Source organism: Corynebacterium xerosis NBRC 16721 = ATCC 373, assembly GCF_001552415.1.
Classification (GTDB): domain Bacteria; phylum Actinomycetota; class Actinomycetes; order Mycobacteriales; family Mycobacteriaceae; genus Corynebacterium; species Corynebacterium xerosis.
In genome coordinates, this window is record NZ_BCRD01000005.1 from 161,146 (window position 1) to 187,370 (window position 26,225).

At 69.7% G+C, this 26,225-nt stretch carries 26 protein-coding genes; 5 read left to right on the top strand and 21 right to left on the bottom strand.

Features of this window, described 5'->3' with window-relative positions:
• Nucleotides 1–40 precede the first annotated feature (40 nt).
• Entirely contained in the window at nucleotides 41–1,462 is a 1,422-nt protein-coding gene (mtr, locus tag CX1_RS09485) for a mycothione reductase (protein ID WP_046650157.1), read from the top strand.
• Here the strand turns inward: mtr and CX1_RS09490 are convergent.
• The 7 genes from CX1_RS09490 to dxr form a co-directional block, all read right to left on the bottom strand.
• Complete coding sequence (locus CX1_RS09490; protein ID WP_052753146.1) at nucleotides 1,459–2,457, bottom strand: esterase/lipase family protein; 999 nt, start codon at nucleotides 2,455–2,457, stop codon at nucleotides 1,459–1,461. The genes mtr and CX1_RS09490 overlap by 4 nt on opposite strands.
• Before the next feature lie 109 nt (nucleotides 2,458–2,566).
• Nucleotides 2,567–4,060 (bottom strand): cobyric acid synthase, encoded by a 1,494-nt coding sequence (locus CX1_RS09495; RefSeq protein WP_046650156.1) that lies wholly within the window; start codon nucleotides 4,058–4,060, stop codon nucleotides 2,567–2,569.
• Nucleotides 4,061–4,064: 4 nt separating this feature from the next.
• On the bottom strand, nucleotides 4,065–4,973 hold the full coding sequence (map, locus tag CX1_RS09500; protein ID WP_046650173.1) for a type I methionyl aminopeptidase: 909 nt from the start codon (nucleotides 4,971–4,973) through the stop codon (nucleotides 4,065–4,067).
• A 31-nt stretch (nucleotides 4,974–5,004) separates the two neighbouring features.
• The gene (locus CX1_RS09505) at nucleotides 5,005–6,858 is read right to left on the bottom strand and encodes a penicillin-binding transpeptidase domain-containing protein (RefSeq protein ID WP_082719271.1); all 1,854 of its coding nucleotides are present in this window, start codon (nucleotides 6,856–6,858) and stop codon (nucleotides 5,005–5,007) included.
• 106 nt (nucleotides 6,859–6,964) lie between these two features.
• The gene (gene ispG / locus CX1_RS09510) at nucleotides 6,965–8,125 is read right to left on the bottom strand and encodes a flavodoxin-dependent (E)-4-hydroxy-3-methylbut-2-enyl-diphosphate synthase (protein ID WP_046650155.1); all 1,161 of its coding nucleotides are present in this window, start codon (nucleotides 8,123–8,125) and stop codon (nucleotides 6,965–6,967) included.
• 44 nt (nucleotides 8,126–8,169) lie between these two features.
• Entirely contained in the window at nucleotides 8,170–9,402 is a 1,233-nt protein-coding gene (locus tag CX1_RS09515) for a M50 family metallopeptidase (RefSeq protein ID WP_046650154.1), read from the bottom strand.
• A complete protein-coding gene (gene dxr / locus CX1_RS09520) occupies nucleotides 9,399–10,577 on the bottom strand; it encodes a 1-deoxy-D-xylulose-5-phosphate reductoisomerase (protein ID WP_046650153.1) in 1,179 nt (392 codons plus the stop codon). Before dxr ends, CX1_RS09515 begins: the two co-directional genes overlap by 4 nt.
• Nucleotides 10,578–10,720: 143 nt before the next feature.
• On the opposite strand from dxr, the gene CX1_RS09525 reads away from it, so the two are divergent.
• A complete protein-coding gene (locus CX1_RS09525) occupies nucleotides 10,721–11,188 on the top strand; it encodes a DUF2631 domain-containing protein (protein ID WP_060925576.1) in 468 nt (155 codons plus the stop codon).
• Nucleotides 11,189–11,302: 114 nt separating this feature from the next.
• Here CX1_RS09525 and rlmN read toward each other — a convergent pair whose 3' ends face one another.
• Nucleotides 11,303–12,400, bottom strand: a complete 1,098-nt coding sequence (rlmN, locus tag CX1_RS09530) for a dual-specificity RNA methyltransferase RlmN (protein ID WP_060925577.1) — start codon at nucleotides 12,398–12,400, stop codon at nucleotides 11,303–11,305.
• Between the two features lie 66 nt (nucleotides 12,401–12,466).
• On the opposite strand from rlmN, the gene CX1_RS09535 reads away from it, so the two are divergent.
• Nucleotides 12,467–12,913: a LapA family protein gene (locus tag CX1_RS09535; protein WP_082719289.1), complete on the top strand. Its 447-nt coding sequence runs from the start codon at nucleotides 12,467–12,469 to the stop codon at nucleotides 12,911–12,913.
• A gap of 90 nt (nucleotides 12,914–13,003) precedes the next feature.
• On the opposite strand, the gene CX1_RS09540 is transcribed toward CX1_RS09535, so the two are convergent.
• The 5 genes from CX1_RS09540 to rpsB form a co-directional block, all read right to left on the bottom strand.
• On the bottom strand, nucleotides 13,004–13,894 hold the full coding sequence (locus CX1_RS09540; protein WP_046650152.1) for a phosphatidate cytidylyltransferase: 891 nt from the start codon (nucleotides 13,892–13,894) through the stop codon (nucleotides 13,004–13,006).
• 44 nt (nucleotides 13,895–13,938) lie between these two features.
• Nucleotides 13,939–14,496: a ribosome recycling factor gene (frr, locus tag CX1_RS09545; RefSeq protein ID WP_046650151.1), complete on the bottom strand. Its 558-nt coding sequence runs from the start codon at nucleotides 14,494–14,496 to the stop codon at nucleotides 13,939–13,941.
• 65 nt (nucleotides 14,497–14,561) lie between these two features.
• A complete protein-coding gene (pyrH, locus tag CX1_RS09550; RefSeq protein WP_046650150.1) occupies nucleotides 14,562–15,299 on the bottom strand; it encodes a UMP kinase in 738 nt (245 codons plus the stop codon).
• Nucleotides 15,300–15,420: 121 nt separating this feature from the next.
• Nucleotides 15,421–16,248: a translation elongation factor Ts gene (gene tsf, locus CX1_RS09555; protein ID WP_046650149.1), complete on the bottom strand. Its 828-nt coding sequence runs from the start codon at nucleotides 16,246–16,248 to the stop codon at nucleotides 15,421–15,423.
• Between the two features lie 110 nt (nucleotides 16,249–16,358).
• Nucleotides 16,359–17,201 carry a 30S ribosomal protein S2 gene (gene rpsB / locus CX1_RS09560; protein ID WP_060925578.1) on the bottom strand — a complete coding sequence of 281 codons (843 nt, stop codon included), beginning with the start codon at nucleotides 17,199–17,201 and terminating at the stop codon, nucleotides 16,359–16,361.
• Between the two features lie 372 nt (nucleotides 17,202–17,573).
• Here rpsB and CX1_RS09565 point away from each other — a divergent pair, with 372 nt between their 5' ends.
• Nucleotides 17,574–18,095: a M23 family metallopeptidase gene (locus CX1_RS09565; protein WP_046650147.1), complete on the top strand. Its 522-nt coding sequence runs from the start codon at nucleotides 17,574–17,576 to the stop codon at nucleotides 18,093–18,095.
• 6 nt (nucleotides 18,096–18,101) lie between these two features.
• Here CX1_RS09565 and CX1_RS09570 read toward each other — a convergent pair whose 3' ends face one another.
• The 8 genes from CX1_RS09570 to rplS form a co-directional block, all read right to left on the bottom strand.
• A complete protein-coding gene (locus CX1_RS09570) occupies nucleotides 18,102–19,169 on the bottom strand; it encodes a tyrosine recombinase XerC (RefSeq protein ID WP_052753143.1) in 1,068 nt (355 codons plus the stop codon).
• A 224-nt stretch (nucleotides 19,170–19,393) separates the two neighbouring features.
• Nucleotides 19,394–20,560, bottom strand: coding sequence for a DNA-processing protein DprA (gene dprA, locus CX1_RS09575; protein WP_046650146.1), 1,167 nt, complete (start codon nucleotides 20,558–20,560; stop codon nucleotides 19,394–19,396).
• On the bottom strand, nucleotides 20,557–22,098 hold the full coding sequence (locus CX1_RS09580) for a YifB family Mg chelatase-like AAA ATPase (protein WP_046650145.1): 1,542 nt from the start codon (nucleotides 22,096–22,098) through the stop codon (nucleotides 20,557–20,559). Before CX1_RS09580 ends, dprA begins: the two co-directional genes overlap by 4 nt.
• Nucleotides 22,099–22,488 carry a YraN family protein gene (locus tag CX1_RS09585; RefSeq protein ID WP_060925579.1) on the bottom strand — a complete coding sequence of 130 codons (390 nt, stop codon included), beginning with the start codon at nucleotides 22,486–22,488 and terminating at the stop codon, nucleotides 22,099–22,101.
• Between the two features lie 97 nt (nucleotides 22,489–22,585).
• Complete coding sequence (locus CX1_RS09590) at nucleotides 22,586–22,891, bottom strand: DUF2469 domain-containing protein (RefSeq protein WP_046650144.1); 306 nt, start codon at nucleotides 22,889–22,891, stop codon at nucleotides 22,586–22,588.
• Entirely contained in the window at nucleotides 22,888–23,544 is a 657-nt protein-coding gene (locus CX1_RS09595; RefSeq protein ID WP_060925580.1) for a ribonuclease HII, read from the bottom strand. Before CX1_RS09595 ends, CX1_RS09590 begins: the two co-directional genes overlap by 4 nt.
• A gap of 52 nt (nucleotides 23,545–23,596) precedes the next feature.
• Complete coding sequence (gene lepB, locus CX1_RS09600) at nucleotides 23,597–24,454, bottom strand: signal peptidase I (protein ID WP_060925581.1); 858 nt, start codon at nucleotides 24,452–24,454, stop codon at nucleotides 23,597–23,599.
• A gap of 168 nt (nucleotides 24,455–24,622) precedes the next feature.
• Nucleotides 24,623–24,964: a 50S ribosomal protein L19 gene (gene rplS / locus CX1_RS09605; protein ID WP_046650142.1), complete on the bottom strand. Its 342-nt coding sequence runs from the start codon at nucleotides 24,962–24,964 to the stop codon at nucleotides 24,623–24,625.
• 240 nt (nucleotides 24,965–25,204) lie between these two features.
• Between rplS and CX1_RS09610 the strand changes: the two genes are divergently transcribed.
• Nucleotides 25,205–26,188, top strand: a complete 984-nt coding sequence (locus CX1_RS09610; RefSeq protein WP_160298016.1) for a DUF1648 domain-containing protein — start codon at nucleotides 25,205–25,207, stop codon at nucleotides 26,186–26,188.
• The last annotated feature ends 37 nt before the right edge of the window (nucleotides 26,189–26,225 follow it).

Consider the following 26,225-nt stretch of genomic DNA (forward strand, 5'->3'; position numbering starts at 1 on the left):
GGCCACCTTCCGCCCGACCCCTTCCCCACGAGGAGATGCATTGAGCACCGACACCGCCCGGCATTACGACCTGATCATCATCGGCACCGGATCGGGCAATTCGATCCCGTCGCCCGCTTTCGATGACGTGAGCATCGCGCTGGTGGAGGAAGGCCGCTTCGGCGGCACGTGCCTCAACGTCGGCTGCATCCCCACGAAGATGTACGTGCTGGCCGCCGACGCCGCACGCAACGTCTCCGAGGCCGCGCGACTGGGCGTCCACGCCCACGTCGATTCGATCGACTGGGACTCGATCAAGGAGCGCGTCTTCGCCAAGCGCATCGACGCCATCGCCGACGGCGGAGAGGCGTACCGGCGCGGCCCGCAGACGCCGAACATCGACGTCTACGACCGCCACGCGGTCTTCGTCGGCCCCCGCCGCATCCGCACGGGCCAGGGCGACGAAGAAATGGAGATCACGGCCGACCAGATCATCATCGCGGCCGGTTCCCGCACCAAGGTCCCCGGTTTCGTCCGCGAGTCGGGCGTGAAGTACCGGACCAACAACGACATCATGCGGCTGGAGAAGCTGCCGGAGGAGATGATCATCCTCGGCGGCGGGTTCATCGCCACCGAGTTCGCCCACGTCTTCTCGTCGCTGGGCGTGAAGGTCCACGTCATCGTCCGTTCCGGCGCGATGAACCGCGAGTCGGACGCCGAGGTGTCTAAGCGGTTCACCGAGGTCGCCTCCCGCGATTGGGACGTGCGGCTGAACACCCTCATCGACGATCTGCGCGAGGAGACCGATGAGTCGGGCGAGACCGTCGCCGTCGCCTCCCTGTCGGACGGCACCGAAGTCCGCGGCGGCGTTTTCCTCGTCGCCACCGGCCGCGTGCCCAACGGCGATCTGATGAAGCTGGCCGCCGGCGGCATCGAGATGCACGACGACCGCCGCATCGTCGTCGACGAGCATGGCCGCACCACCGCCGAGGGCGTGTGGGCGCTGGGCGACGTGTCCAGCCCGCACCTGCTCAAGCACATCGCCAACCACGAGGCGAAGGTCGTCTTCCACAACGTTCTCAACCCGGATGACCTGCGGTCCTTCGATCACCGGTACGTCCCCTCGGCCGTGTTCTCGCACCCGCAGATCGGCCAGGTCGGCATGACCGAGGACGAGGCCCGCGAATGGGCGGAGGCCAATGGCACCGATGTCACGGTCAAGGTGCAGAACTACGGCGACGTGGCCTACGGCTGGGCGCTGGAGGACCGCGACGGATTCGCGAAGCTCATCGCCGACAAGAAGACCGGCCGCCTGCTGGGCGCCCACTTCATCGGCGAGCAGGCCGCGACGCTGGTCCAGCAGTGCATCCAGATGATGGCGTTCGAGCAGGACGTCCGCGAGGTCGTGGCCAAGCAGCACTGGATCCACCCGGCGCTGCCCGAGGTCATCGAAAACGCGATCCTCGGCCTCGAGTTCAACTAGCCGAGTTCGGCCGGGGCGCACACGACCGGGCGCCCCGCCAGGGCCTCGAGGACGAGGCCGTGGACGATGGGGTGATCCCTCATGTGGTCGTGGGTGAACGGCGACGGCGCGGCCGGGCACACGTCCTGGATCAGGGCGTTCGTCACGGTTGCGCCGGGGCCCGCTTCGAGGAACGCCCCCGGCGCGGTGCTGGCCGTGGTGTCGTCGACGGAGGCCAGAACCGTGTAGTCGACGCCCGGTTGGGTGTCCGGCAGGGACTCCAGGTGCGCCACGACGTCGGACCCGTTCAGCTGCTGCAAGGCCGCCGGCCCGAGGACGGCGTCGCCGACGGCCACGGCCGCGGAGCTGGAATGCAGGTTGAGCTGGTCGAGGCCGTCCATCGACGTGCCCCGGTGCGTGCCGGCGAGGTAGATCGCGTCGTCGACGAACTCCGCCGCGCCGTGGTCGTTCATGGCCAGCCGCATCAGCGCCGCGGCCTGCGAATGCCCGATGACGTCGACGGCGCCGGCGGCCCGGCCCGCGGCCGTCTCGCCGGCGACGTACCGGATCGCCCGATCGACCGCCGCCGCGCTCTCGCGCACGTCGCCCACGCCGTTGGTGCCGGGGACGTTGCCTCGCGCCGATTCGCGGTGCCACCCGTATTCCAGCGAATGCACGCAGTAGCCGGCGACGAGGGGCGTGGCCAGCGCCTTCATGTCCTCGGCGGAACTCCACGTGCCGTGGATGAGAAGGACCGGCTGCGGATGCTCGGGGGCGGGCACGCACTCGGGGTCGTTCGCCCAGCCCAGTTCCGGGAACGGCTCCTCCACCACGGCCGCAGAGCCGATGCCCACCGAGCCAAGATCCGACGAACCGAGCCCGCCCGAACCGGAGGGGACGGCCATGGCGGCGGGGGCCCCGACGGTGGCACCCATCAACGCGGCCGCGCCGATGGCGGCGACCGCCGACCATCCCCGTCGCCCGTTGCCCGTGCGCACCCGCGTGATCGGCTTCATCAGTCACTCCCCTGGTCGGTTCCCCGCGGGCACTCCGCGCGCAGTTCACTCCGGAACGTAAGGGGTGAAACGGAGTCACCCGGGCATTTCACCCGCAGTCGGCGAGCGATCACCCCAGTTCGGGCACTCCGGTCGCCGCCGCGAGCGCCGGGCCCGCCAAGTGCTCCTCGATCGCGTCGGCGATGAGGTCCAGCTGCCGCAGCCGCTCGGCCCGGAAGTCGGTGTCGGCTGCGACGACGAAACCGTCCAGCCCCGCAGCGGAGGCAACCGAGCGCAGGTAATCGCGGCGCACCTCATCGTTTTCCAGAAGGCCGTGCCGGTGGGTGCCGGCGATCGCGCCGCGCACGGCACCTTCGCCGTGCGGCCAGTGCTTTTCGACGCTCCTGGCCACCCGGCCATTGTGCACCTCGTAGGAGCCGTCGCCGTGCCTGGCCAGCACCTTCGGCTCGGCGAATTCGATGTCGGCGTCGAAGATGCCCAACCCCTCGACGCGCACCGGATCGGAGCCGGGGGCACCGCTCTCCACCCCGTCGACGATCGACGCGCACATCATCTGGAATCCGCCGCAGATGCCCAGCGTCGGTTTCCCCTGGGACGCGCGGCGGACCAGGGCGTCGTCGAGCTTCCGTTCGCGCAACCACCCGAGATCATGGACCGTGGCCTTCGTGCCGGGCAGCACCACCAGGTCGGCCCGTGCCACGGTGCTGGGGTCGACGGTCCATTCCACGCGCACGCCCGGCTCCGCGGCCAACGCCTCGACGTCCGTGGCGTTGGACACCCGCGGCAGCCGGATCGCCGCAACGGTGAGCACATCGGTGCCCAGCGGTGCGCTCGCCGGCCCGATCGATGTCGCGGCGACGGTGCCCAGCGAATCTTCCGCGTCGATCCACAGGCCCCGGAGGAACGGGAGGACGCCGAGGACCGGCACCCCCGTGCGCTGCGCGACCACGTCCAGGCCCGGGACGAGCAACTCGACGGCGCCGCGGAACTTGTTGACCACGAATCCCGTGATCCGGTCGCGGTCGCCCTCGCCGAGGATCGCGTGCGTGCCCACGAAATGCGCCAGCACCCCGCCGCGGTCGATGTCGCCGACGACCAGGACCGGCAGGTCGGCCGCTTCCGCCAACCCCATGTTGGCGATGTCCGACTCCCGCAGATTGACTTCCGCCGGGGACCCGGCGCCCTCGCAGACCACGACGTCGAACCGCGAGCGCAGATCCTCCAGGCAGGCGGTGGTCACCGACCGCAGTGCTTTGCGACGCTCCCGGTACGTCGACGCCGACACACTGCCCTCGGCGCGGCCGCGGACGACGACCTGGCTGGTCTGATCCGAGCCGGGCTTGAGCAGCACCGGATTGAAATCGACGCTGGGCTCCAGCCCGCAGGCCAGCGCCTGCAGCGCCTGGGCGCGGCCGATTTCACCGCCGTCGGGGGTCACGGCGCAGTTGTTGGACATGTTCTGCGCCTTGAACGGCGCCACCGACACCCCGCGCCGCGCCAGCAACCGGCACATCCCCGCGACCAGCACGGACTTGCCGGCATCCGACGTGCACCCCGCGACGAGGAACGCGCTGCCCGGCTGATTCCGCCGCCCCCGCGTCATGGGATCAGGCGCCCGGGGTCCAACCGGTGAGGAACTGGCCCTCCACGACGTCGTCGGGAAGCGTCAGGATCTCGTAGCCCGAGTCCGTCACCAGCACCGTGTGCTCGAACTGCGCGGTCCACTTGCGGTCGGAGTTCTGGACGGTCCAGCCGTCCTCCCAGATCTCGTAGTCCAGCTCGCCGAGGTTGATCATCGGCTCGACGGTCAGCGTCATGCCCGGCTCGAGGACCGTGGTCTGCGACGGCTCGTCGTAATGCAGCACGACAAGGCCGTTGTGGAACGTGGTGCCCACGCCGTGGCCGGTGAAATCGCGGACCGTGTTGTAGCCGAACCGCTTGGCGTAGGCCTCGATGACCCGGCCGATGACGTTGATCTCGCGGCCCGGCTTGATGGCCTTGATGCCGCGCATGGTCGCGTTGTACGTGCGCTCGACCAGCAGGCGGTGCTCCTCGGAGACGTCGCCGGCGAAGAAGGTCGCGTTGGTGTCGCCGTGGACGCCGTTCTTGTAGCCGGTGACGTCGACGTTGACGATGTCCCCGTCCTCGATGACCTGCGTGCCCGGGATGCCGTGGCACACGATCTCGTTGAGCGACACGCACGAGCTCTTGGTGAACCCGCGGTAGCCCAGCGGCGACGGGTACGTGTCATGGTCCATGAGGTACTCGTGGACCACGCGGTCGACGTCATCCGTCGTGGCGCCCGGAACACAGGCCTTGCCGGCCTCGACCAGTGCGTTGGCGGCGATGCGGGACACCTCGCGCATGGCCTCGATGTCCTTGGGGCTCTGCACCAACGGCTCGCCGACGCCCTCGGCGACCTCGTCCTTCCACGCGTACTCCGGCCGCTCGATGTGGGCGGGCACGGGGCGGATCGGGGTGGGCTCCTGCATGGTCAACGGTGCACGATCGGTCATGGCGAACACGATACCCCCGCCCGGGGACCCGTCAGCCGACGGGCTCGTCGCGCCCGGATTGCTCGTCGAGATTGGCCAGGAACGCGTCGGTCACGCTCACCGCGTGCTCCGACCCGCCGCCGTGGACGATGAGCGTGGCGAACGCGATGTCGTCGCGCCACCCCGTGAACCACGCGTGCGAACCGCCGGAGACTTCGGCCTCGCCGGTCTTGCCGTAGACCTCGCCGCGCCCGGCGATCGCGGTCGCCGTGCCGGAGGTGACCACCGCGCGCATCACCGATCGCAGGTGCTCGGCCGTCTCCGGGGCCAGGGGCTCCGGGGACGCCGACGCCCACGTGCCCGCCTGCGGGACCAGCGACGGAGTCGGGGCGCGGCCCGCGGCGATGGTCGCCGACACCATCGCCATGCCGAACGGGCTGGCCAGGTCGAAACCCTGGCCGTAGCCGGCGTCGATGCGCTCGGCCTCGTCCGTGCCGTCCGACACCGAACCGGTGATGGTGTCCAGGCCGGCGATGCGGTAGTCGACGCCCAATCCGAAGCGCTCGGCCTCGGTCTGCAACTGCCCCGGTTCCATCTTGTGCGAGATGTCCGCGAAGGTGGTGTTGCACGACCGCGCGAAGGCGTCGGTCAGCGACGTGTCGCCCACTCCACTGCCGTTGTAGTTGATGACCACGCGCGGCCCCAGCGTCATGGTGCCCGGGCACGGCACCGTCGACGACGGGTCCAGGCCCAGATTGTCCATCCCGGCGGCCGCGGTGACGATCTTGAACGTCGAGCCCGGCGGGTACTGGCCCATCATGGCCAGATCGCCCTTCTCGTCGGCCTTGCGCGTCTGCGCCACCGCCAGCACCTCGCCCGACGACGGCCGCAGCGCCACGAGCATGACCTCCGCCTCCGGGCGCAGATCCACCGCCCGTTGGGCCGCATCCTGCACGGACTTGCTCACCGACGCCCGGATGGCCGGCCGCACCTCCGGGTCGACGGTGTGCAACGGGGCCAGCACGCCGCCGTCGGGATTGGCGGCCACGATGTTCCAGCCGTCGCCGCCCGAGACGTCGTCGGAGACGATGCGCTCCACGCGGCTCATCAGATCGGGCGCGAAACCCGGGTCGGGGCGCACCATCGCGGCTTCGTCGTTGACGCTGACCCCGGGCAGGGAGGCCAACTCGTCGCGCACCTCCGCCGGCGCATCCGCCGGCAACACGACCACGGAAAACGGCCCCGACCCGCCGGCCGCCTGCGGCCCCACCGCACGAGCGTCGACCGTCGCGGCCTGCCGGCCCTCGCCATCCTTGGGCATGCCGTTGTTGACCACCGTGGCGATGCGGTTGACCGCGCCCTGCACGTCCGGCACCGCCGAACGGTCCAGTACCACCCGATGCACGGTGCCCGGCTCCAACAGCGTCGCACCATCCGAGCCGACGACCGATGCCCGAGGCGCCGGAATGCGCCGAAGCTCCGGATGCTGGTTGTTGCCCAGGCGCGGATGCAGCGCCGACGGCGTCCACCGCACCGCCCACCGGCTGTCCGACTTGGTCAGGTGGAACGTGGTGTCATAGGCCCACTCCCGATCGCCCGCCAGATCCCAATCCAGCGTGACCTCCGCGGTCGTGCGCCCCCCATCGCCGCGCACCTCGCCGATCTCGGCCTCCAGCGACTCGGCCGACAACCCGCCCCACGCGGCGCCCAGGTCCCGGCGGGCCGTGTCCGCGTGATCGGTCATCTCCGCCGCGGCCGCCACGTCACCGCTGCCGAGCGCGCCGAAAAACTCCTCCAGCACGTCCTCGCCGGTGTCCGGGCGCGGTGTGCACGCCACCGTGGTGGCGGCCATGGCGACGGCCGTGAACAGCGCGGCGGCACGCTTGCGCGGGAAGGGGGCGTTCATGCCCGGGACGCTATCACCGGGGACGGATCCCTCCCGGATGGCACGCCGGACCGACCGCCACGCGGGCCGTCGTCAAGCCGGAAACCTTGCCCTGAAACGGGCCGACCTATGCGCCGGTGACCTTGACCTGCGGCTCGCCGGTGACCGTGGCCTCGTCGTCGCCCATCTCGGCGGCGATGCGCATGGCCTCCTCGATGAGGGTCTCCACGATCTGATCCTCCGGCACGGTCTTGATGACCTCGCCCTTGACGAAGATCTGGCCCTTGCCGTTACCCGACGCCACGCCCAGGTCGGCGTCGCGCGCCTCGCCCGGACCATTGACGACGCAGCCCATGACCGCCACGCGCAGCGGCACCTCCATGCCCTCCAGGCCCGCGGTCACCTTCTCCGCCAACTCGTAGACGTCGACCTGCGCGCGGCCGCACGACGGGCAGGACACGATGTCCAGCTTGCGCGGGCGCAGGTTCAGCGACTGGAGGATCTGGTCGCCGACCTTGATCTCCTCCTCCGGGGGCGCCGACAGCGACACGCGGATGGTGTCGCCGATGCCCTCCGCCAACAGCGCGCCGAACGCCACCGACGACTTGATGGTGCCCTGGAACGCCGGGCCCGCCTCGGTCACGCCGAGGTGCAGCGGGTAATCGCACTGCGCGGCCAACTGGCGGTAGGCCTCGACCATGACCACCGGGTCGTTGTGCTTGACCGAGATCTTGATGTCGCCGAAGCCGTGCTCCTCGAACAGGCCGGCCTCCCACAGCGCCGACTCGACCAGCGCCTCCGGCGTCGCCTTGCCGTACTTGTCCATGATCCGCTTGTCCAGCGAACCGGCGTTGACGCCGATGCGGATGGGGATGCCCGCGTCGCCGGCCGCCTTGGCGACCTCCTTGACGCGGCCGTCGAACTCCTTGATGTTGCCCGGGTTGACGCGCACTGCGGCGCACCCGGCGTCGATGGCCGCGAAAATGTACTTCGGCTGGAAGTGGATGTCCGCGATGACCGGGATCGGCGACTTCTTCGCGATGATCGGCAGCGCCTCGGCGTCGATGGTCTTCGGGCACGCCACGCGCACGATGTCGCAGCCCGACGCCGTGAGCTGCGCGATCTGCTGCAGCGTCGCATTGATGTCGTGCGTCTTGGTGTTGGTCATCGACTGCACGGAGATCGGGTGGTCCGAACCGACGCCGACGCCGCCGACCATGAGCTGGCGGGTCTTGCGACGTGGCGCGAGCACGGCGGGGGTTTCGGGGATTCCGAGCGAGACGTTCAAGGGTGTTCTTCCTCAATCCTTGGGTGGGGGTCTATGAAAGGACGTTAGCCGAAAAGCCGGATCGGGTTGACCACGTCGGCTGCGATGACGATCACGCCGAAGGTCAGCAGCACGGCGGTGAAGGCCATGGTGACCGGCATCAGGCGGGTGTAGTCGGCGGGCCCGATCGCGGGCTTGCCGGCCAGGCGGCGGAAGAAGTCGCGGAGCTTCTCGTAGACGACCACCGCGATGTGCCCGCCGTCGAGCGGCGGCAGCGGCACGAGATTGAACAGCGCCAGGAAGAAGTTGAGGTTGGCGAGCATCATCAGGAAACCGCTCCACATGTCGTTTTCGACCATCTCGCCGCCGACGCGTGAGGCGCCGACCACGCTCATGGGGCTTTCCTGGTCGCGTTCGGCGCCGAAGATCGACGCGACGACGCCGGGCACCTTCGAGGGGATGGACAACAGCCCGTCCCACACGGCCCCGAACATGTCGCCGGTGAACGCCAGCGCGCCCGGCACCGCGGTCAGCGGCGTGAACTCGTTGAGGGTGTTCTGCGGCCGCTCGAACAGCACGCCGACGGCCGGCGTCTGCGCGATGGCGCCGGAGTTGGTCCGGCGTTCGACGACCTCCGGCTCCACGACGATGGTCGCGGTGGTTCCGGCCCGGTCCACGGTGAATTCGATGGGCCCGCTTTCCGACGAGCCGACCTCCTCGATGACCTCCGGGTACGTTTCGACCGCCGTCCCGTTGACCGACGTGATCACGTCGCCGGCGCGCAGCCCCGCATCGCCCGCGGGCCCCGTGCCCGTGCACTCCGACAGCGTGCCGTCGGGGTTCTGGGTGGCCGGCACGCACTGGGTGGCCTGGACGCGCGGCGCGAAGTCGGCGTTCATGTTCGGCAGGCCCCACGCCACGGCGACGACGTAGATGAGCACCACGCCGACGACCAGGTTCATGGCCACGCCGCCGGAGAGCACCGCAATGCGCTGCCACCAGGGGCGGCGCCACATGGCGTGCTGTTCTTCCTCGGGGGCCACGGGATCCTGGGCGGTCATGCCCGCGATGTCGCAGAAACCGCCCAGCGGCACCGCCTTGAGGCCGTACTCGGTGACGTGCCCGCCACCGCCCGCATGCTTCCGGCTTGTCGACCACACCGTGGGGCCGAATCCGATGAAGTAGCGGCGCACCCGCATGCCGAACATCCGCGCGGCCTGCATGTGGCCCCACTCGTGCAGCGCGATGGTCACCGCGATGCCGAGGGCGAAGAGGAAGACGCCGAAGAGGAAAGTCACCGCGCCAGCTTATCCGCCAGCTCGGTGGACAGCGCCCTGGCCCGTCCCTCGACTTCCAGCACGTCGGCGATGTCGCGCGGCTCGGCGGTGGCGTCGATGGCGGCCAGCGTCTCCCCCACGACGTCGACGATGTGCGGGAAGGCGATGCGGCCGGCCAGGAAGGCTTCCGCGGCCTCCTCGTTGGCGGCGTTGTACACCGCCGGGGTGCAGCCGCCCGCCGTGACCGACTCGCGGGCCAGGCGAACCGCAGGGAAGACGTCGTCGTCGAGGGGCTCGAAGCGCCAGACCATCGCGTCGCGGAAGTCCAGCGCATGCTGTGCCTCCGGGACCCGGTCCGGCCACCCCAGCGCCAGGGCGATGGGCAGCTTCATCGACGGCGGAGACGCCTGCGCGATGGTCGCGCCATCGGTGAACGTCACCATGGAATGGATGATCGACTGCGGATGAACGGTCACGTCGATGCGTTCCGCCGGGACGTCGAAAAGCAACGCCGCCTCGATGAGCTCCAGGCCCTTGTTGACCATCGACGCCGAATTCAGGGTGTTCATCGGCCCCATCGACCAGGTCGGGTGCGCGCCGGCCTGCTCCGGGGTGGCCGTCATCAGGCGGTCGCGGTCCCAGCCGCGGAAAGGCCCGCCGGACGCCGTCAGCACCAGGCGATCGACTTCGTCCATGGTGCCCGAGCGCAGGCACTGCGCCATGGCCGAATGCTCCGAGTCGACGGGCACCAGCTGGCCGGGCTTCGCCGTGCGCAGCACCAGCGACCCGCCGGCGACGAGCGATTCCTTGTTGGCCAGCGCCAGGCGCGCGCCGGATTCGAGCGCGGCGAGGGTGGCGCCGAGGCCCATCGACCCGACCAGGGCGTTGAGCACGACGTCGGACTCGACCTCGCGGACCAGTCGCTCCGCGGCGTCGGGGCCGGACGACACGGCGGCGTCGATGGACGCCGCGGCGGACGGGTCGGCGCAGGCGACGCGGTCGAACGACACGCCGTGAGTCCGTGCCTGGGCGGCCAGCAGTTCCGGGTTCCCCCCGCCGGCGGCCAGCCCGACCACGGTAAACCGTTCCGGATTGTCGGCGATCACCTCCAGCGCCTGAGTGCCGATGGAGCCGGTGCTTCCGAGAACGAGAATCCTGGTCTTCACTGGGGTATTGTTACACCCGATACTCAACATTCGCTGAGAGTGTGCCAAAATGCACGTTAACGGGACCGCCGCGGCGCGACCGGGCAGAACGACGGGCTGTCGACGTCGGCACTGACCACGAGCTCAACATGGCACCGCGGCGGCGAAGGTACGGCGCAAACAGGAGGATTACCGTGGCCCACGGACACAAGAAGGAAGAGATCTACAACGGCGTCAGCACTCTCGACGTCCCCGCCGCCAAGTGGGGCTGGAGCGGCCTGAGCGAGGGCGCGCTGCAGAAGGCCGGCTGGATTTCCGTGATCTTCCTGATCGCGATGCTCTGGGGCAACCACCCGGGCAAGGTCGAGAACATCTGGCTGATCGCCATCGCCGCGATCTTCGCCATCGCCCTGCTGTGGCGCGCGTTCTCCCCGAAGGGCAAGCAGGTCCGCACCGTGACCGCCCGCAACAAGCCGCTCGGCCACGTCGAGCCGGTGTGGGCCGATGACCAGGTCCACGGCCGCGGCGCCTACGCCGAGCTGTCCGAGTCCCAGCTGCGTGCCTGGAACCACACCCCGGACACCTACGGCAAGGGCCAGACCTCGATCACCGGCGGCATCCCGAACGTCGACGAGGACAAGGGCAAGACCCTCCAGGCTTAATCCTCTCTGGGGGTCCCCCGGGACACCGGCGCCCGCACCGCGTTTCCACGTGGTGCGGGCGTTTTTTCGTGCTCCGCTGGGCCCGCTTTCCCGGACCCTTCCCCTTAGGTCCCCTCAGGCCCCTTCGGCGGCTAGCTGGCCGCAGGCGGCGGCGATCTCGTTGCCGCGGGTATCGCGCACGGTGCAGGGCACTCCCTGCGCGCGGACGCGGCGGACGAACTCGTCCTGCTGCGCCTTCGGCGACGCGTCCCACTTCGACCCCGGGGTGGGGTTGAGCGGGATGAGGTTGACGTGGACGCGCGAGCCGAGCGCCTTGTGCAGCTTCTTGCCCAGCATGTCGGCGCGCCAGCCCTGATCGTTGATGTCGCGGATCAGCGCGTACTCGATGGAGACGCGGCGGCCCGACTTGTCCGCGTAGTAGCGGGCGGCGTCGAGCACCTCCGCCACCGAGAAGCGGTTGTTGATGGGCACCAGGGTGTCGCGCAGCTCGTCGTCCGGCGTGTGCAGGCTCACGGCCAGGCGCACCGACATGTCCTCGTCGGCGAGTTTGCGGATCGCCGGCGCCAGGCCCACGGTCGACACGGTGACGTTGCGCTGCGAAATGCCGAAGCCGTCCGGCACCGGCTCGGTGATGCGGCGCACGGCGGCGACGACGCGCTTGTAGTTTGCCAGCGGTTCGCCCATGCCCATGAAGACGATGTTGGACAACCGGCCGCCCTCGTCGCGCATGGCGGCGGCGGCCTCGCGCACCTGGTCGATGATCTCCGCGGTCGACAGGTTGCGCTGCAGGCCGCCCTGGCCGGTGGCGCAGAACGGGCAGGCCATGCCGCAACCGGCCTGCGAGGAAATGCACAGGGTCGCGCGGTCCGGGTACTTCATCAGCACCGACTCCAGCAGAGTGCCGTCGCCGGCCTTCCACAGGGTCTTGCGGGTTTCGCCGTCGTCGCAGGAGATGTGGCGCACCGGATCCAGCAGCGGCGGGAACAGCGCTTCCTTGACCTGGCCGCGCGCGGCGGCGGGCAGGTCGGTCATGGTCTCCGGGTCGGCCTCGAGGCGGCCATAGTAGTGGCGGGCGATCTGGTTGGCGCGGAACGCCGGCAGGCCGAGCTCCTTCACCGCCTCCTTTAGGGCCGGTCCGTCGAGGTCGGCGAGGTGGGTGTCGGGCATGCCGCGTCGGGGCGCGTTGAAGACGAGGGGAAGTTCCTTGGTCATGATGGCCCCATCATCGCATGTCGCCCGGTATGGCGGCGAACCGCGCGGCAAGGTTGAATGGTGTACATGACTGAACGCGATTACCCCGACGCCGCCGGACGGCCCGTCACCGGCCGGGACAATGCGCCGCTGGACGGGGGCGCCGACGCTTACGCGGCCCCGCGCGCCGACGTGCCCGCCCGCATGGACGACACCGCGGTGGAACCGCTGCCCGCCGATCCCGTCGACACCACCGAGGCCACCGAGACCACCGAGCCTTCCCGCCCCGCCAAGAAGGGCGGCGCCGCGTCGAGCACGTGGGTGGCGTTGATCGTCGGCGCCCTGCTGCTGATCCTCCTGCTGATCTTCATCATGCAGAACCAGCAGACGGTCGAGCTCCACCTCTTCGGCTGGACGTGGAACTTCCCGCTGGGCGTCGGTCTGCTGCTCGCGTCGATCATCGGTGGCCTGATCATGGCCTGCGCGGGCATCTGGAAGATGTTCGAGATGAAGCGCCAGCTGCGTCGCCGCTGATCGTCCCCTCCCCCGTACGCCGGAAGGCGGGCTCCCCTCGTGGGGTGCCCGCCTTCCTTGCTTTGCGACGCCGCCGTCGGCCCCGTCCGGTCAGAGACCGAAGAGAGTCAGCAGCATCCAGGTCATGGCCGCGGCCGGCAGCATCCCGTCGAGCCGGTCCATCAGACCGCCGTGGCCGGGGATCATCGAGGACATGTCCTTGATGCCCAGGTCGCGCTTGAACTGGGATTCGACCAGGTCCCCCAGCGTCGCGGCGACGACGAGCAAGATGCCCAGGAGCAGTCCGAACCACCAGGGGGCGTCGAGCAACAGCATGGCCGCCGCGACGCCGATGACCGATCCGAAGATCACGGAACCCGCGAAGCCCTCCCACGACTTCTTGGGGCTCACCGCCGGGGCCATGGGGTGCTTGCCGAAGAACACGCCGGCCACGTAACCGCCGACGTCGTTGGCCACCACGCAAAGCATGAAGGTGACGATCACCCACACGGGGTTCACGTCGCCCGGGGTGGGCATCCGCGCCAGGCTGGCCCCGAAGGCAAGGCACAGCGGAATCCACATGATCACGAACGTGCCGACGCCGACGTCGCGAAGCCAATTTCGCGGGGCTTCGTTGGCCCCGTACAGGAACAAGCGGCTGACCATGAGGAACATCAGGGTCCCCAACAGGCCCACGGCGATGCCGGCGACGCCCATCGGCCAGGACAGCCAGATCATCGACTGGCCGCCGATCAGCAGCACCGGGCGCGGGAGCATCCAATCCGACTCCCGCAGGCGCTGCGCCACCTCCCACGTGCCCAGCGCGGCGGCACCCGCCACGAGCAGGTACCAGGCCCACGCCCCCAGGAACAACGAACCGATGACCAGAGCGCCCAAAAACGCGCCCATGGCGATGGCCACGGGCACGTTGCGCCCCGCGGAGTTACGGGGTTTGGGGAGGCGGAGTTCCTCGATGAGGCGCTCAGGATTCGGCGAGGGCACGTCAACTCCGGTTCATCGGGCGATTGGGTACGGGCGGGGAGGTCCTAGACCTCCATCAGCTCGGCTTCCTTGCGCTCGACGAGCGAGTCGATCTGCTCGACGTACTTCTTGGTGACGCCGTCGAGCTCCTTCTCCGCCGTCTGCACCTCGTCCTCGCCGGCGTCGCCGTCCTTCTGGATCTTCTTCAGCGACTCCATGCCCTTGCGGCGCACGTTGCGAATGGCGATCTTGGCGTCCTCGCCCTTGCCCTTGGCCATCTTCACCATCTCGCGGCGACGCTCCTCCGTCAGCTGCGGCACGGTGACGCGCAGGACGTGGCCGTCGTTGGTCGGGTTCACGCCCAGATCCGAGTTGCGGATGGCGTTTTCGATGTCCTGCATGACGGACGGCTCGTACGGCTTGATGATGAGCATCCGCGGCTCCGGCACCGAAATGGTGGCCATCTGGGTGATCGGGGTCGGCGAACCGTAGTACTCCGCCACGACACCGTTGAACATCGCGGGATTAGCGCGTCCGGTGCGGATGTGCGTCAGCTCCTCGCGGCAGTGCTCCACGGAGTTTGCGAACTTCTCTTCTGCGTCGAGCAGCGTCTCGTCGATCATCGTCGCCTCTTCTATCTGGGACAGGTCGAACTCGTCCCTCGCGGGTGTTACGGGTCTTTAATCTATCAGCTGCGCACGAGGGTGCCGATGTGCTCGCCCGCCACGGCGCGGGCGATGTTGCCGTCCGTGAGCAGATTGAACACCAGGATCGGCATGTCGTTGTCCATGCACAGCGAGAAAGCGGTGGCGTCGGCGACCTTTAGGTTGCGCTCGATGACTTCGCGGTGGCTGATGTGATCGAACAGCTCGGCGTCCGGATTCGTGCGCGGATCATCGGAGTACACGCCGTCGACGCCCTTGGCCATCAGCAGCACCTCGCAGCCGATCTCCAGCGCTCGCTGGGCGGCGGTGGTGTCGGTGGAGAAGTACGGCATGCCCATGCCGGCGCCGAAGATGACCACGCGGCCCTTCTCCAGGTGGCGCTTGGCGCGCAGCGGCAGGTACGGCTCGGCGACCTGCGTCATCTGGATGGCGGTCTGCACGCGCGAGTCGATGCCCTGCTGCTCCAGGAAGTCCTGCAGCGCCAGGCAGTTCATCACGGTGCCGAGCATGCCCATGTAGTCCGAGCGGGCGCGGTCCATGCCGCGCTGCTGCAGCTGGGCGCCGCGGAAGAAGTTGCCGCCGCCGATGACCACGCACACCTCGGTGCCTGCGCGGGCGACCTCGGCGATCTGGCGCGCGACGTTCTCGACGACGTTGGGGTCGACGCCCACGGATCCACCGCCGAACATCTCACCGCCCAGCTTGAGCATCACGCGCCGGAAGCCGATGCGGTCGTCCTTGTCGGGGGTGGAGGCGGTCATGTTCCTGCTTTCGTCGCGGGGATATTCGGCTATCGGAGATGGTACACGCGCAAAGGGACGGGCCCCGAACCAATGAAGGTCCGGGGCCCGCCCCTGTGTTCGCGATGCTCGCGGGATCGGCCTAGTGCTGGCCGACCTCGAAACGGGCGAAGCCGGTCAGCGTGACGCCGGCCTCGTCCATGAGCTGCTTGACGGTCTTCTTGGAGTCGGCGACGGACGCCTGCTCCAGGAGGACGATGTCCTTGAAGAAGCCGTTGAGGCGACCCTCGACGATCTTCGGCAGGGCGGCCTCGGGCTTGCCCTCCTCGCGGGTGATGTTCTCCAGCACGGCGCGCTCGGACTCGACTCGATCGGCCGGGACGTCCTCGCGGGACAGGTACTGGGCCTTGAGGGCCGCGACCTGCATGGCGGCGACGTGGGCGGCCTGCTCGGCCTCCTCGCCGGAACCGGTGTAGGCCACCAGCACGCCGACGCCGGCGGGCAGGTCGGCGGCGCGGCGGTGCAGGTACACCGCGACGTTGTCGCCCTCGACGGTCACGGCGCGGCGCAGCTCGAGCTTCTCGCCGATCTTGGCGGAAAGCGCCTGCGTGGCCTCGTCGGCGGTCTGGCCGTCCAGATCGGCGGCGGCGAGCTCCTCCTGGGAGTTCGCCTTGACCTTGGCGGCGGCCTCGGCGACCTTGTTGGCGAACTCGATGAACTCGGAGTTCTTGGCCACGAAGTCGGTCTCGGAGTTGACCTCGACCATGGTGTTGCCGGAGACGGCGATGAGGCCCTCGGCGGCGGTGCGCTCGGCGCGCTTGCCCACGTCCTTGGCGCCCTTGACGCGCAGGATCTCGACGGCCTTGTCGAAGTCACCCTCGGTCTCGACCAGGGCGTCCTTGCAGGCCTTCATGCCGGAGCCGGTGAGCTCGCGGAGCTTCTTGACGTCGGCGGCGGTGAAATTCGCCATGTGCGGCGATCCTCCTTGGTGTCGTGTGTCGGATGGGCCATCGGGAAGCGGCCCGGGAGACTGCCCGTGCGGACAGTCTCCCATATCGACGGTTTCCCGTCCCCGCGAAACTACTCGGCGGCCGGGGTCTCGGCCTGCTCGGCCGGGGCCTCGGTGGCCGCAGCCTGCTCGGCCGGAGCCTCGGTGGCCTCGGCGGCGGGCGCCTCGGCCTGCTCGGCCGGGGCATCGCCGGCGTTCTCGCGCGCGGCGGCGGTCTCGCGCTCGGCGCGGACGCGGCGGCCCTCCTCCACGGCGGAGGAGATGATGCGGGTCAGGACGGTGGCGGCGCGGATGGCATCGTCGTTGCCCGGGATCGGGAAGTCGACGTCGTCCGGATCGCAGTTGGTGTCCAGGATGGCGACGACCGGGATGTTGAGCTTCTTCGCCTCGGAAACGGCGATGTGCTCCTTGTTGGTGTCGACGATCCACAGGGCCGAGGGGACCTTGGACATGTCGCGGATGCCACCGAGGGTGCGCTCCAGCTTGGTGCGCTCACGGGTCAGCATGAGGATTTCCTTCTTGGTGCGACCCTCGTAGCCGTTCTCCGCGGCGTCCATGGCCTGAAGCTCCTTCAGGCGGGACAGGCGCTTGGCGACGGTCTGGAAGTTGGTGAGCATGCCGCCGAGCCAACGGTGGTTGACGAAGGGCATGCCGACGCGCTCGGCCTCGTTCTGCACGGCCTCCTGGGCCTGCTTCTTGGTGCCGACGAAGAGGATGTTGCCGCCGTGGGCGACGGTCTCCTTGACGAACTCGTACGCCTCATCGATGTAGGTCAGCGTCTGCTGCAGGTCGATGATGTAGATGCCGTTGCGGTCGGTGAAGATGAAACGCTTCATCTTGGGGTTCCAGCGACGCGTCTGGTGTCCGAAGTGGACGCCGGCGTCGAGGAGTTCGCGCATGGAAACGACAGCCATGTGAATTCAGGGAAGGCCTCTCGTCCGGTCTGACTAGGACCGCGGCTGCTTCCCTTCCTCGCTTTCTGATTGATGTTCGGTTGAAGTCGCGTGCGGGTTTTCCCCGCACCCTGGCGCCGCGGGAACCTCCGCCACCTCCCGGTTTTCACCGGGCACCTGGCGACGTCGGCTGCGATGTGCGGCGCGCGAAGTCAGCGCGCCCGGGTCTTCCGGGCACACTGCGGGGGACAGCCTAGCGCAACGGGGCTGGTCGCGCCAATGCCGCGGCCCGCGCGTGTCCCGTTGTTCCACAGGCCACGATCCTTCCACTTTTGCGCGTCCCCCGGCGGGTTCGCGCTTGACGACGGCCCGGTGCCCCGGTCGACTGGCGGCATGTTCGCCCCACAACGCGAGTTTCTCGTGGTCGCCGCAGCCCTGGCGTCGCTCCTGCTGGCCCTGTCCACCGCGGTGTGGCCCCCGGATGCCGGGGCCGCGGAGGCGGTCGGCGGCGCGGGGATATCGTCGATCCCGCACGTCAAACCGGTTCCGGGCGGCGTCGTCAAGCCTTACGAACCGCCTCCGCGACGGTGGCTGCCCGGGCACCGGGGCGTGGATCTCGCGGCATCCGAAGGGGCGCCGGTGCGGGCATCCGGGGACGGGACCGTGCATTTCGCCGGGATGGTCGCGGGGATGCCGACGGTGTCGGTCATGCACGCAGACGGCATCCGCACCACCTACCAGCCGGTGCGCTGGACGGTGGCGCGCGGGCAGGTGGTGTCGCGGGGCGACGTGATCGGCACGCTCGACTCTGGCCCGGACCCTGGCCTGCACTGGGGCGCGCTGCGCGGCCGGGACTACCTCAATCCCCTGGACCTGCTGGGCAGGCGGCCGATCGTGCTCAAGCCGCCGGAGTGACGCGGGTCAGGCGCGCGGGTGCGCCCTGCGATGCGCCTCACGGAGACGGTCCGTGGACACGTGCGTGTAGATCTGCGTGGTGCCCAACGAACTGTGGCCGAGCATCTCCTGCACGACGCGCAGGTCCGCCCCGCCCTCGACCATGTGCGTCGCGGCGGTGTGGCGCAGCCCGTGCGGCGACAGGTCGACCCCCGCCGCCGACGTCACCGCATGGACGACCCGCCGGGCCTGGCGCGGATCGAGGCGACCGCCCCGGGCGCCGAGGAAAAGGGCCGACGTGTCCCCGCCCGCCAGCAGCTCGCTTCGCAGGCCCAACCACTCCTCGATCGCCCGCGCCGCGGGCTCGCCGAAGGGCACGGTGCGCTGCTTGTCGCCTTTGCCGGTCACGGTGAGCGTGGCGCGCGCCAAGTCGACGTCGAGAAGATTCAGCGCGCACAGCTCGCCGACGCGGATGCCGGCGGCATAGAGGATCTCGATCATCGCCCGGTCACGGGCCGCGATGGCCAACTGCTTGGGGGCGGCCCCGGCTTTCGAGCCCTCGTTCGACTCGTCGGCATTCGCGGCGTCGGCATTCGCGGCGTCGGGATCAGCACCGCCGGCATCACCTCCGGCGCCGCCCCCCTTCTCCCCTTCGAGCATGGCGGCCGCCTGATCGACGGTGAGGATTTCCGGCAGGTGGCGGTGCGGGCCGGGGCCGGTGACGCGAGCGGCGGGGTCGGCGTCGAGCAAGCCGGCGGACACCGCCCAGGATCCGAAACGGCGGATCGCCGTCACCGCCCTGGCCAGCGAGGTGCGCGCCGCCCCTTCGCGGTGGCGGGCGCCCAGGTGCGCGCGAATCGTGCGGACGTCGAGGTCGGTGATGACGTCGAGCCCCGTCAGCAGCGGCACCAGGTCAGCGCGGTAGGCGCGGATCGTGCGCGGGGCCAGCCCCCTGACGTGTTCGAGGTGGTCGAGGAAGTCGCCGAGGGCGGCGTCAAGATTCGGGGAGAGTTCCCCGGAAAGCGGCGACGACGGCCCCCGGTGGTCCGCGCGGTGCGCGGGCCCTCCGGAAGCCGTCGTCGGTGCCTCACCCATGTTGCAAAACCCTACCCCGGCGAACCGGGTGAACGTCGCGACCCCTGAAGACACGACGCCATTTTCCGGCCCACGTTCGTGGGGCGATCGTCCGGCACCAGCCCGTACCGGACGTTCTCTTAGGCTTGCCTGCCCTATCTTACGTAGGCAGATCGAAAGCGCAAGAGTTGAACGCCGATTTTCCGGAGTTTATTCCGGTCACCGATTTTGGCCACCGGTTTTGGTCACCGGTTTCGCCTGCGCCACATGCTGCCGTCGCGGACCACCATCCCCTTGCCCTCGAGTGCCATCAGCAGGTGCATCGTCAGCGGCAACGTCAGCGCGGCCTCGGCGGCGATGGTGGCGGTGTCGGCGCCTCCTTCGTGCCCCGGTTCGCCCGGCCGCGGCGTGGAATCGTAGACTCGCAGTTCGTTGCGGCTCAGGGCCTGGACGGGATCGGCCGCCCAATCCAGCTCCATTTGCGCATCCTCGTCGACGCTGCCCAGTCCCCGGTACAGCGCCAGAACATGATCGGGACCGGTGACCAGCACCGCCCCGCCCTCCCGGATCGCGTCGTGGCACCCGGTCGACGACGCCGACGTCGCCGGCCCCGGCACCGCAGCCACCGGCCGGTTCATCTGGCGCGCCCACGCGGCGGTGTTCCGGGCGCCGGAGCGCCATCCCGCTTCCACCAGCACCGTCGCCCCGGTCAGACCCGCCACCAGCCGGTTGCGGGTGAGGAACCGGTGCCTGGCGGGCCGGATCCCCGGCGGGTACTCGGTGATGATCGCCCCGCCCTCCCCGATCCTGCGGAACAGGTCCGCGTGCGCCGCCGGGTAATCCACGCCCGGCCCGCAGGCGGCCACCGCGACGGTGCGCCCGCCGACCTCGAGAGCCGTGCGGTGCGCCACGGCGTCGATGCCCAGCGCGCCGCCGCTGACGATCGTCGCCCCGGCCCGGGCGACTCCCGAGGCCAGCCGCTCCGTCATCCGCGCGCCATAGGACGTCGCCGCGCGGGTGCCGACCATCGCGACCGCATCACCGAACAGTGAGTCGAGTCGCCCGCCCCGCACCCACAGCGCATACGGCGGCGCCGCATCGTTGCCGACCGCCGTCGACCCGAGGAAGTGCTGGATCGCCTCGACGGGCCATTCCTCGTCTTCCGCGGTGACTAACCGGAAACCGTGGCGGGCGGCGAGGGCCAGGTCCTCGTCCGCCTGGTCCAGGTGATGCCGGCTTTCGGTTGCGCCCGCCAACTCCCGGGGCAACCCGGAGCGGCGCCTGATCCGCTCCGCCGCCGCCTCCGGGCCCACCTCCCCCAGCATCCGGTTCAAGGCGGGGTGTGGCCCTTCCACCACCCGCGCCAGGTACGCCCACGCCCGGCGCGCCCGGTCGTCCGCGGGCCCGGTCATGCCGCCACCTCCCCGTCCGCGGCGGCATGCAGGTCGCAGGCCGATGCCACGTCCTCCAACGTCGGCAGGTCACGCCCGTCGAGGTCCGCCAGGGTCCACGCCACCCGCAGCGCCCGGTCGACCCCGCGCTGCGTTACCGTCCGCTCCGCCAGCCGGCATTCCAGGTAGGCCATGCCCGCATCATCGGCGGGCGCACGCCTGCGCAGCACGGGCCCCGGCACATCCGAGTTCGCGGTGACTCCCGCGATCCCGAGCTTCTCCCATCTCGCCCGCCCACGCTCGCGCGCGGCGATGACCCTTTCGCGTATCGGCGCCGACTCCTCCCCCGGCTCCGGCCGCACCATCGAATGTCTCGGGTGGATGGGCAGCTGGACGTCGATGCGATCGCGCAACGGCCCCGACACCGCAGCCATGTGCCGCCTGCGGGCCCCGGGCGGGCAGATGCAATCCCCCGGTTCGGCGGCCCCGCACGGGCAGGGGTTGGCCGCCATCACCAGCTGCACGCGACACGGGTAACGCACCTGGTGGCGCGAACGCAGCAGCACCACTTCGCCCTGCTCCAGCGGGGTGCGCAACGCATCGAGGACGCGCGCGGGCATCAGCGTCACCTCGTCGAGGAAGAGCACGCCGCCATGGGCCAGGCTCATCGCCCCGGGCCGCGGCATTCCCGAGCCCCCGCCCAACAACGCCGCCGCACTGACCGTGTGGTGCGGTGCGACGAACGGCGGCTGCGTGATCAGCCCGGCCGCGGCCCCCTCGGCGGTGCCCGCCACCGAATGCACCGCGGTGACGTCGAGCGCCTCCGCCGTGCCCAACGGTGGCAGGATCCCCGGCAGCCGCGCAGCCAGCATCGACTTTCCGGTGCCGGGCGGCCCTGACAGGAACAGGTGGTGCCCGCCGGCCGCGACGACCTCCAACGCCCGGCGCGCCGCGTCCTGCCCGTGGATGTCGCGCATGTCCGGCATCTCCCGCGTTTCGGTGTCCCGCCGTGTCCCGTCCGGTTCATCCACGCCACCGCCGGTCAGCGCCCATCGCCACAGTTGCGCCAGCGACGACACCCCACCCACGGCGATCCCGTCGACCAACGCGGCTTCGGCGACATTGGCCGTCGGCACCACCGCCCAGCGCAGCCCCGCATCCCGCGCCGCGATCACCGCCGGCAGGATCCCCTGCACCGGCCGCACGGTGCCGTCTAGCCCCACCTCCCCGAGCAGGACCGTGCGTTCCAGCCTCCCCCGCGCCTCGTCGGCGTCGTCGAGCCCCGCCGACAACACCGCGCACACGATGGCCAAGTCGAACGCCGACCCGTGCTTGCGCAGGCTGGCCGGCGACATGGACACGACGATCTTCGTCCGCGGCCACGTCAGCCCCGAGTTCACCGCCGCGGTCCGCACGCGATCGCGGGCCTCCGCCACTGCGGCGTCGCCCAATCCCCCGATGTGCATGCCCGGCAATCCGCGCCCCACGTCGGCCTCCACTTCGACCAGCACGCCGTCGAGCCCCTGCAACGCCACGGACGCCGCCCGTCCCACGCTCATCTACGCCACGTCCCGGAACCACTCGACGGCCAGGTCCCCGGCGACGGGCACCACGTCCACGACGTCGAACCCCACATGATCGCACTGCTCGCCGGTTTCGCGCAGCCACCGTGCCGCCGCGCGGCGCAGGCTCCGCATCTTCGCGGGCGTGATCGCCTCCAGGCCGCCGCCCATCGTCGGCGTCGAACGCGTCTTGACCTCCACCACGACCAGCGCGTCCCCGTCCGCGAAGATCGCGTCGATTTCATCGCGCCCCACCCGGACGTTGGTGCCGATCAGCCGCATGCCCCGCCCGACGAGGAACTCGACCGCGGCCGACTCCCCCGCGAACCCCAACTGCTTCCCGTGCCGTCCCCGGCTCCGGCATTTGTCTTCCGTTTTCTCGTCCACGCCCCGACCATGACGGATCACGGAGCCCAAAACCCGCCGGCCGGTGCTCCGGCGGGCGGGTTCTGTGGATGGATCGGGGGCTGTGGAAAACCGCCGTCTACTCGGGAAGACGCAGGTCGGGCTTGTCCAGTTCCTCGATGTTGACGTCCTTGAAGGTGATCACGCGGACGTAGCGCACGAACCTCGCCGGCCGGTACATGTCCCACACCCACGCGTCGGACATGCGCAGCTCGAAGTAAACCTCGCCGCCCGAGTTGTGCGGGATCAGCTCGACGGCGTTGGCCAGGTAGAAACGCCGTTCCGTCTCCACTACGTAGGCGAACTGGCTGACCACGTCCCGGTATTCCTTGTAGAGGGACAGCTCGACTTCGGCTTCGTAGTTGTCCAGATCCTCGGCGCTCACGTCGGCCTCTCCCCTCGTTCGATGCGGTGGCGCTGCTGCGCCGCCGCCACATTGGCGTAACTCATCCGGTGTTCCCGGCTCGCGCCGAGCAGCTCCACCGCGGCCATGTGCGCGGCGGTGCCGTATCCCTTGTGGGCGGCCAGGCCGTAGCCCGGCAGGTCACCGTCGAGGTCAAACATAATGCGGTCCCTCGTCACTTTGGCGATGACACTCGCGGCGGCGATGCATCTCGCCGCCGCGTCGCCTCCGATCATCGGCAAATGCGGCGCGGGCAACCCGGGTACCTTCATGGCATCGGTCAGCACGTACCCCGCCGCCATCGGCAGCTTTTCGACGGCCCGCCGCATCCCCGAAACGTTCGCGTGCTGGATTCCCAGGGCGTCGATCTCCCCGGCCGGGACGATGACGGTGGACGTGGCCGTCGCAAAGCGAAGGATCAGGGGGAACAGGCGCTCGCGCGCCGCCGGCGACAGGGCCTTCGAGTCGGTCAGGGCGGCGAGCTCCGGGATGGTGCGGCGCGGCAGAATGCACGCGGCGATGACGATCGGCCCCGCGCACGCCCCTCGACCGGCCTCGTCGACGCCGGCGACCGGGCCGAAACCGCGGGCGTCCAGGGCGACCTCGTACATGCGGTCCTGCGCCAGCCTGCGCAACGCGGGCCGCGGCAGGTGGTCCAGAACCGCCGGGCGATCGCGCCGCGGCGGCCTAGTTCGCCTGGATGTCCGGGTCATCGACGCCGCCGATGCGGCTGAACGGCAGGATGATCGCCTGCACCTTGCCCACCACGTTGTCCACCGGCACCGAGCCCTGGTGCTCGTCGCCGAGGTGGTAGCGCGAATCGAGGGAGTTGGTGCGGTTGTCGCCCATCATCCACAGGTGATCGTCGGGAATGGTGACGGGCCCGAAGTAGGGGCCGCCGCAGGCCTCGGACCCGACCAGCGGATCGACGGGGTTCTGCGGGGGCGCGAGAGTGAACGACTCGTCGACGAGCTTGCCGTCGACCATGATCCCCGCATCGCCCTCGCGGCACTGCACGGTCTGCCCGCCGGTGGCAATGACGCGCTTGACCAGTGCGTTCTCATCCGGCGCGACGACGCCGATCCAGCTGCCCAACGTCTGCAGCGAGTTGACCACCGGATTTTCGGACCGCTGGTTGACGAAGGCGTCGTCCCACGACGGCGGGCCATTGAACACCAGCACGTCGCCCGGCTCCGGGTCGGAGAAACGGTAGGACACCTTGTCCACCCAGATGCGGTCGCCGGTGCAGCCCTCGCAGCCGTGCAGCGTCGGCTGCATCGACTCTGACGGGATGAGGTACACGCGGCCGACGAAGGTCTGCACGCCCACTGAGATCAGCAGGGCGATGACCACGATGATCGGGATCTCGATCCACCACGGGGTCTGCTTGCCGTCGTCGTCGGCGTCATCGCGGCGACGGCGGGACCTGGTGGCCCGTGCCGTTGCCGGGGCCGGGGCTTCCGCGGCGCGCGCGGGTTCTCCCGACGGCCGCCAACTGGGGCCCTTCGGGGTGCGTCCTGCGTCGGGGCGATCGTCCTCGGTCATGCTTGGCGACTATACGCGCCGGGCCCCCGCCCTCCGCCGCAGCCACGCTGTGCCACCGGGCCGGCGGGCCTCGGCGGGTGAACGAAAAAAACGCCGCCCCGGCACCTCGAATCGGGTGCCGGGACGGCGTCGTCGAAAAGCAAGCGGGCCCGAAAAGGGGCCTGACGCTTAGCGCTTCTCCTTGATGCGGGCGGCCTTGCCGCGCAGGTTGCGCAGGTAGTACAGCTTGGCGCGACGGACGTCACCGCGGAACACGACGTTGATGGAGTCGATGTTCGGGGAGTGGACCGGGAAGGTGCGCTCGACGCCGATGCCGAACGAGAACTTGCGGACGGTGAAGGTCTCGCGAATGCCGCCGCCCTGACGGCGGATCACGACGCCCTTGAACATCTGGACGCGCTCGGTCTTGCCCTCGACGATCTTGACGTTGACCTCGACCGTGTCACCGGCGCGGAAGTCGGGGATGTCGTCGCGGAGCGATGCGGCGTCGACCTTATCGAGAATGTTCATGGAGATTTTCCTATCTACTGTGCTGGACAGAGGACCCTGGCGGCTCTTCCCTGGTGGGCGCTCGGCCGGTTCGTGCCCGAAACATGTTCAGCCGTCGCGACGGACGCCGGTTTCCCTGGGGGGCCGATGAACCCGCGAACAACCGGGACAGTATGCCACGCGGCCCTGGTCGCGACCAAATCTCCCCTGGTGGCGCGTGTCCCGGTCGGTGGCGGGGGTTTCTCGGGCATCATGGAGGGCATGGATGGCTTGACGACGGACCGTGGTGGCTCGCCGACCGGCCGATGGGACATGACGGCGCTGCTCGGTTTCGTGGTCGCTCCGCTCGCGGGATTGGCCGCCGTCGTGGGGTGGGCGCTGTCGGTGCGAAGCCGGTTGCCGGAACCCATCGCCACGCATTTCGGCGCCCGCGGCGAGGCCGATGGCTTCGGCGACCTGAGTGGCACTCTGGTGATCCTCGTCGCCGTCACGGTGCCGATGGTGCTGGTGATGGGGCTGTTGGGTGCATGGCGGCGTTTCCCCCGGATTCTACGCAGGTCGTTGGGCCCGGGGTCGCCGGTATTCGTCGGTTTCATGGCCGGGATCACCGCCGACACTCTCGTTCGACAGTTGGATGCCACGACCGCCGACGGCGTCGTGCTGCAGTCGACGTGGTCGTTCGTCGGCGCCGTCGCCGGCCTCGTCGTGGGCGTCATTGTCGCGATGACGTTGAAGGAGGCGAAGGCTCCGAAGGCCGAGAGCGCGCCCGACCCTGCGCTCCCCCGCGGTCCCCGTTCGGAGCCGGTTCGAACGGTAACGTCGATGGGCATGAAGATTTTGGCTGCGGCATGGATCGCCGGCACCGTGGCCTCGTTGCTGTTGTCTCCGGCGCTGTTCCTGATCTTGGGCCTCAGCTTCTTTTACATCGTGCAGACGTATTCGGTGCGTTTGCGCGTTGACGACGACGCCGTCCGGTTCCGGGCCCTGATCGGCGAGTCGATCCCCATGGCGACGATCACGGCGGCCAGACCGACTCGATACGACTGGGGCGATTCCGGTGGCATCGGGATCCGCGGCGTCGATTACCCGCGCTCGCGAGGTAAGCGCATCGCCGTCGCCTCCCGCTCCGGTGAGGCGCTGGACATCGACACGACGGGAACGAAGTGGACGTTCGTGGTGCCGGATGGCACGGCGGAGTCGCTGGCCGGCGACATCAACGCTCGCCTGGATCGCTTGCACGGGTAGCGCGGTTGGCGTGGTTGCGATGGCCCGTCACCGACGA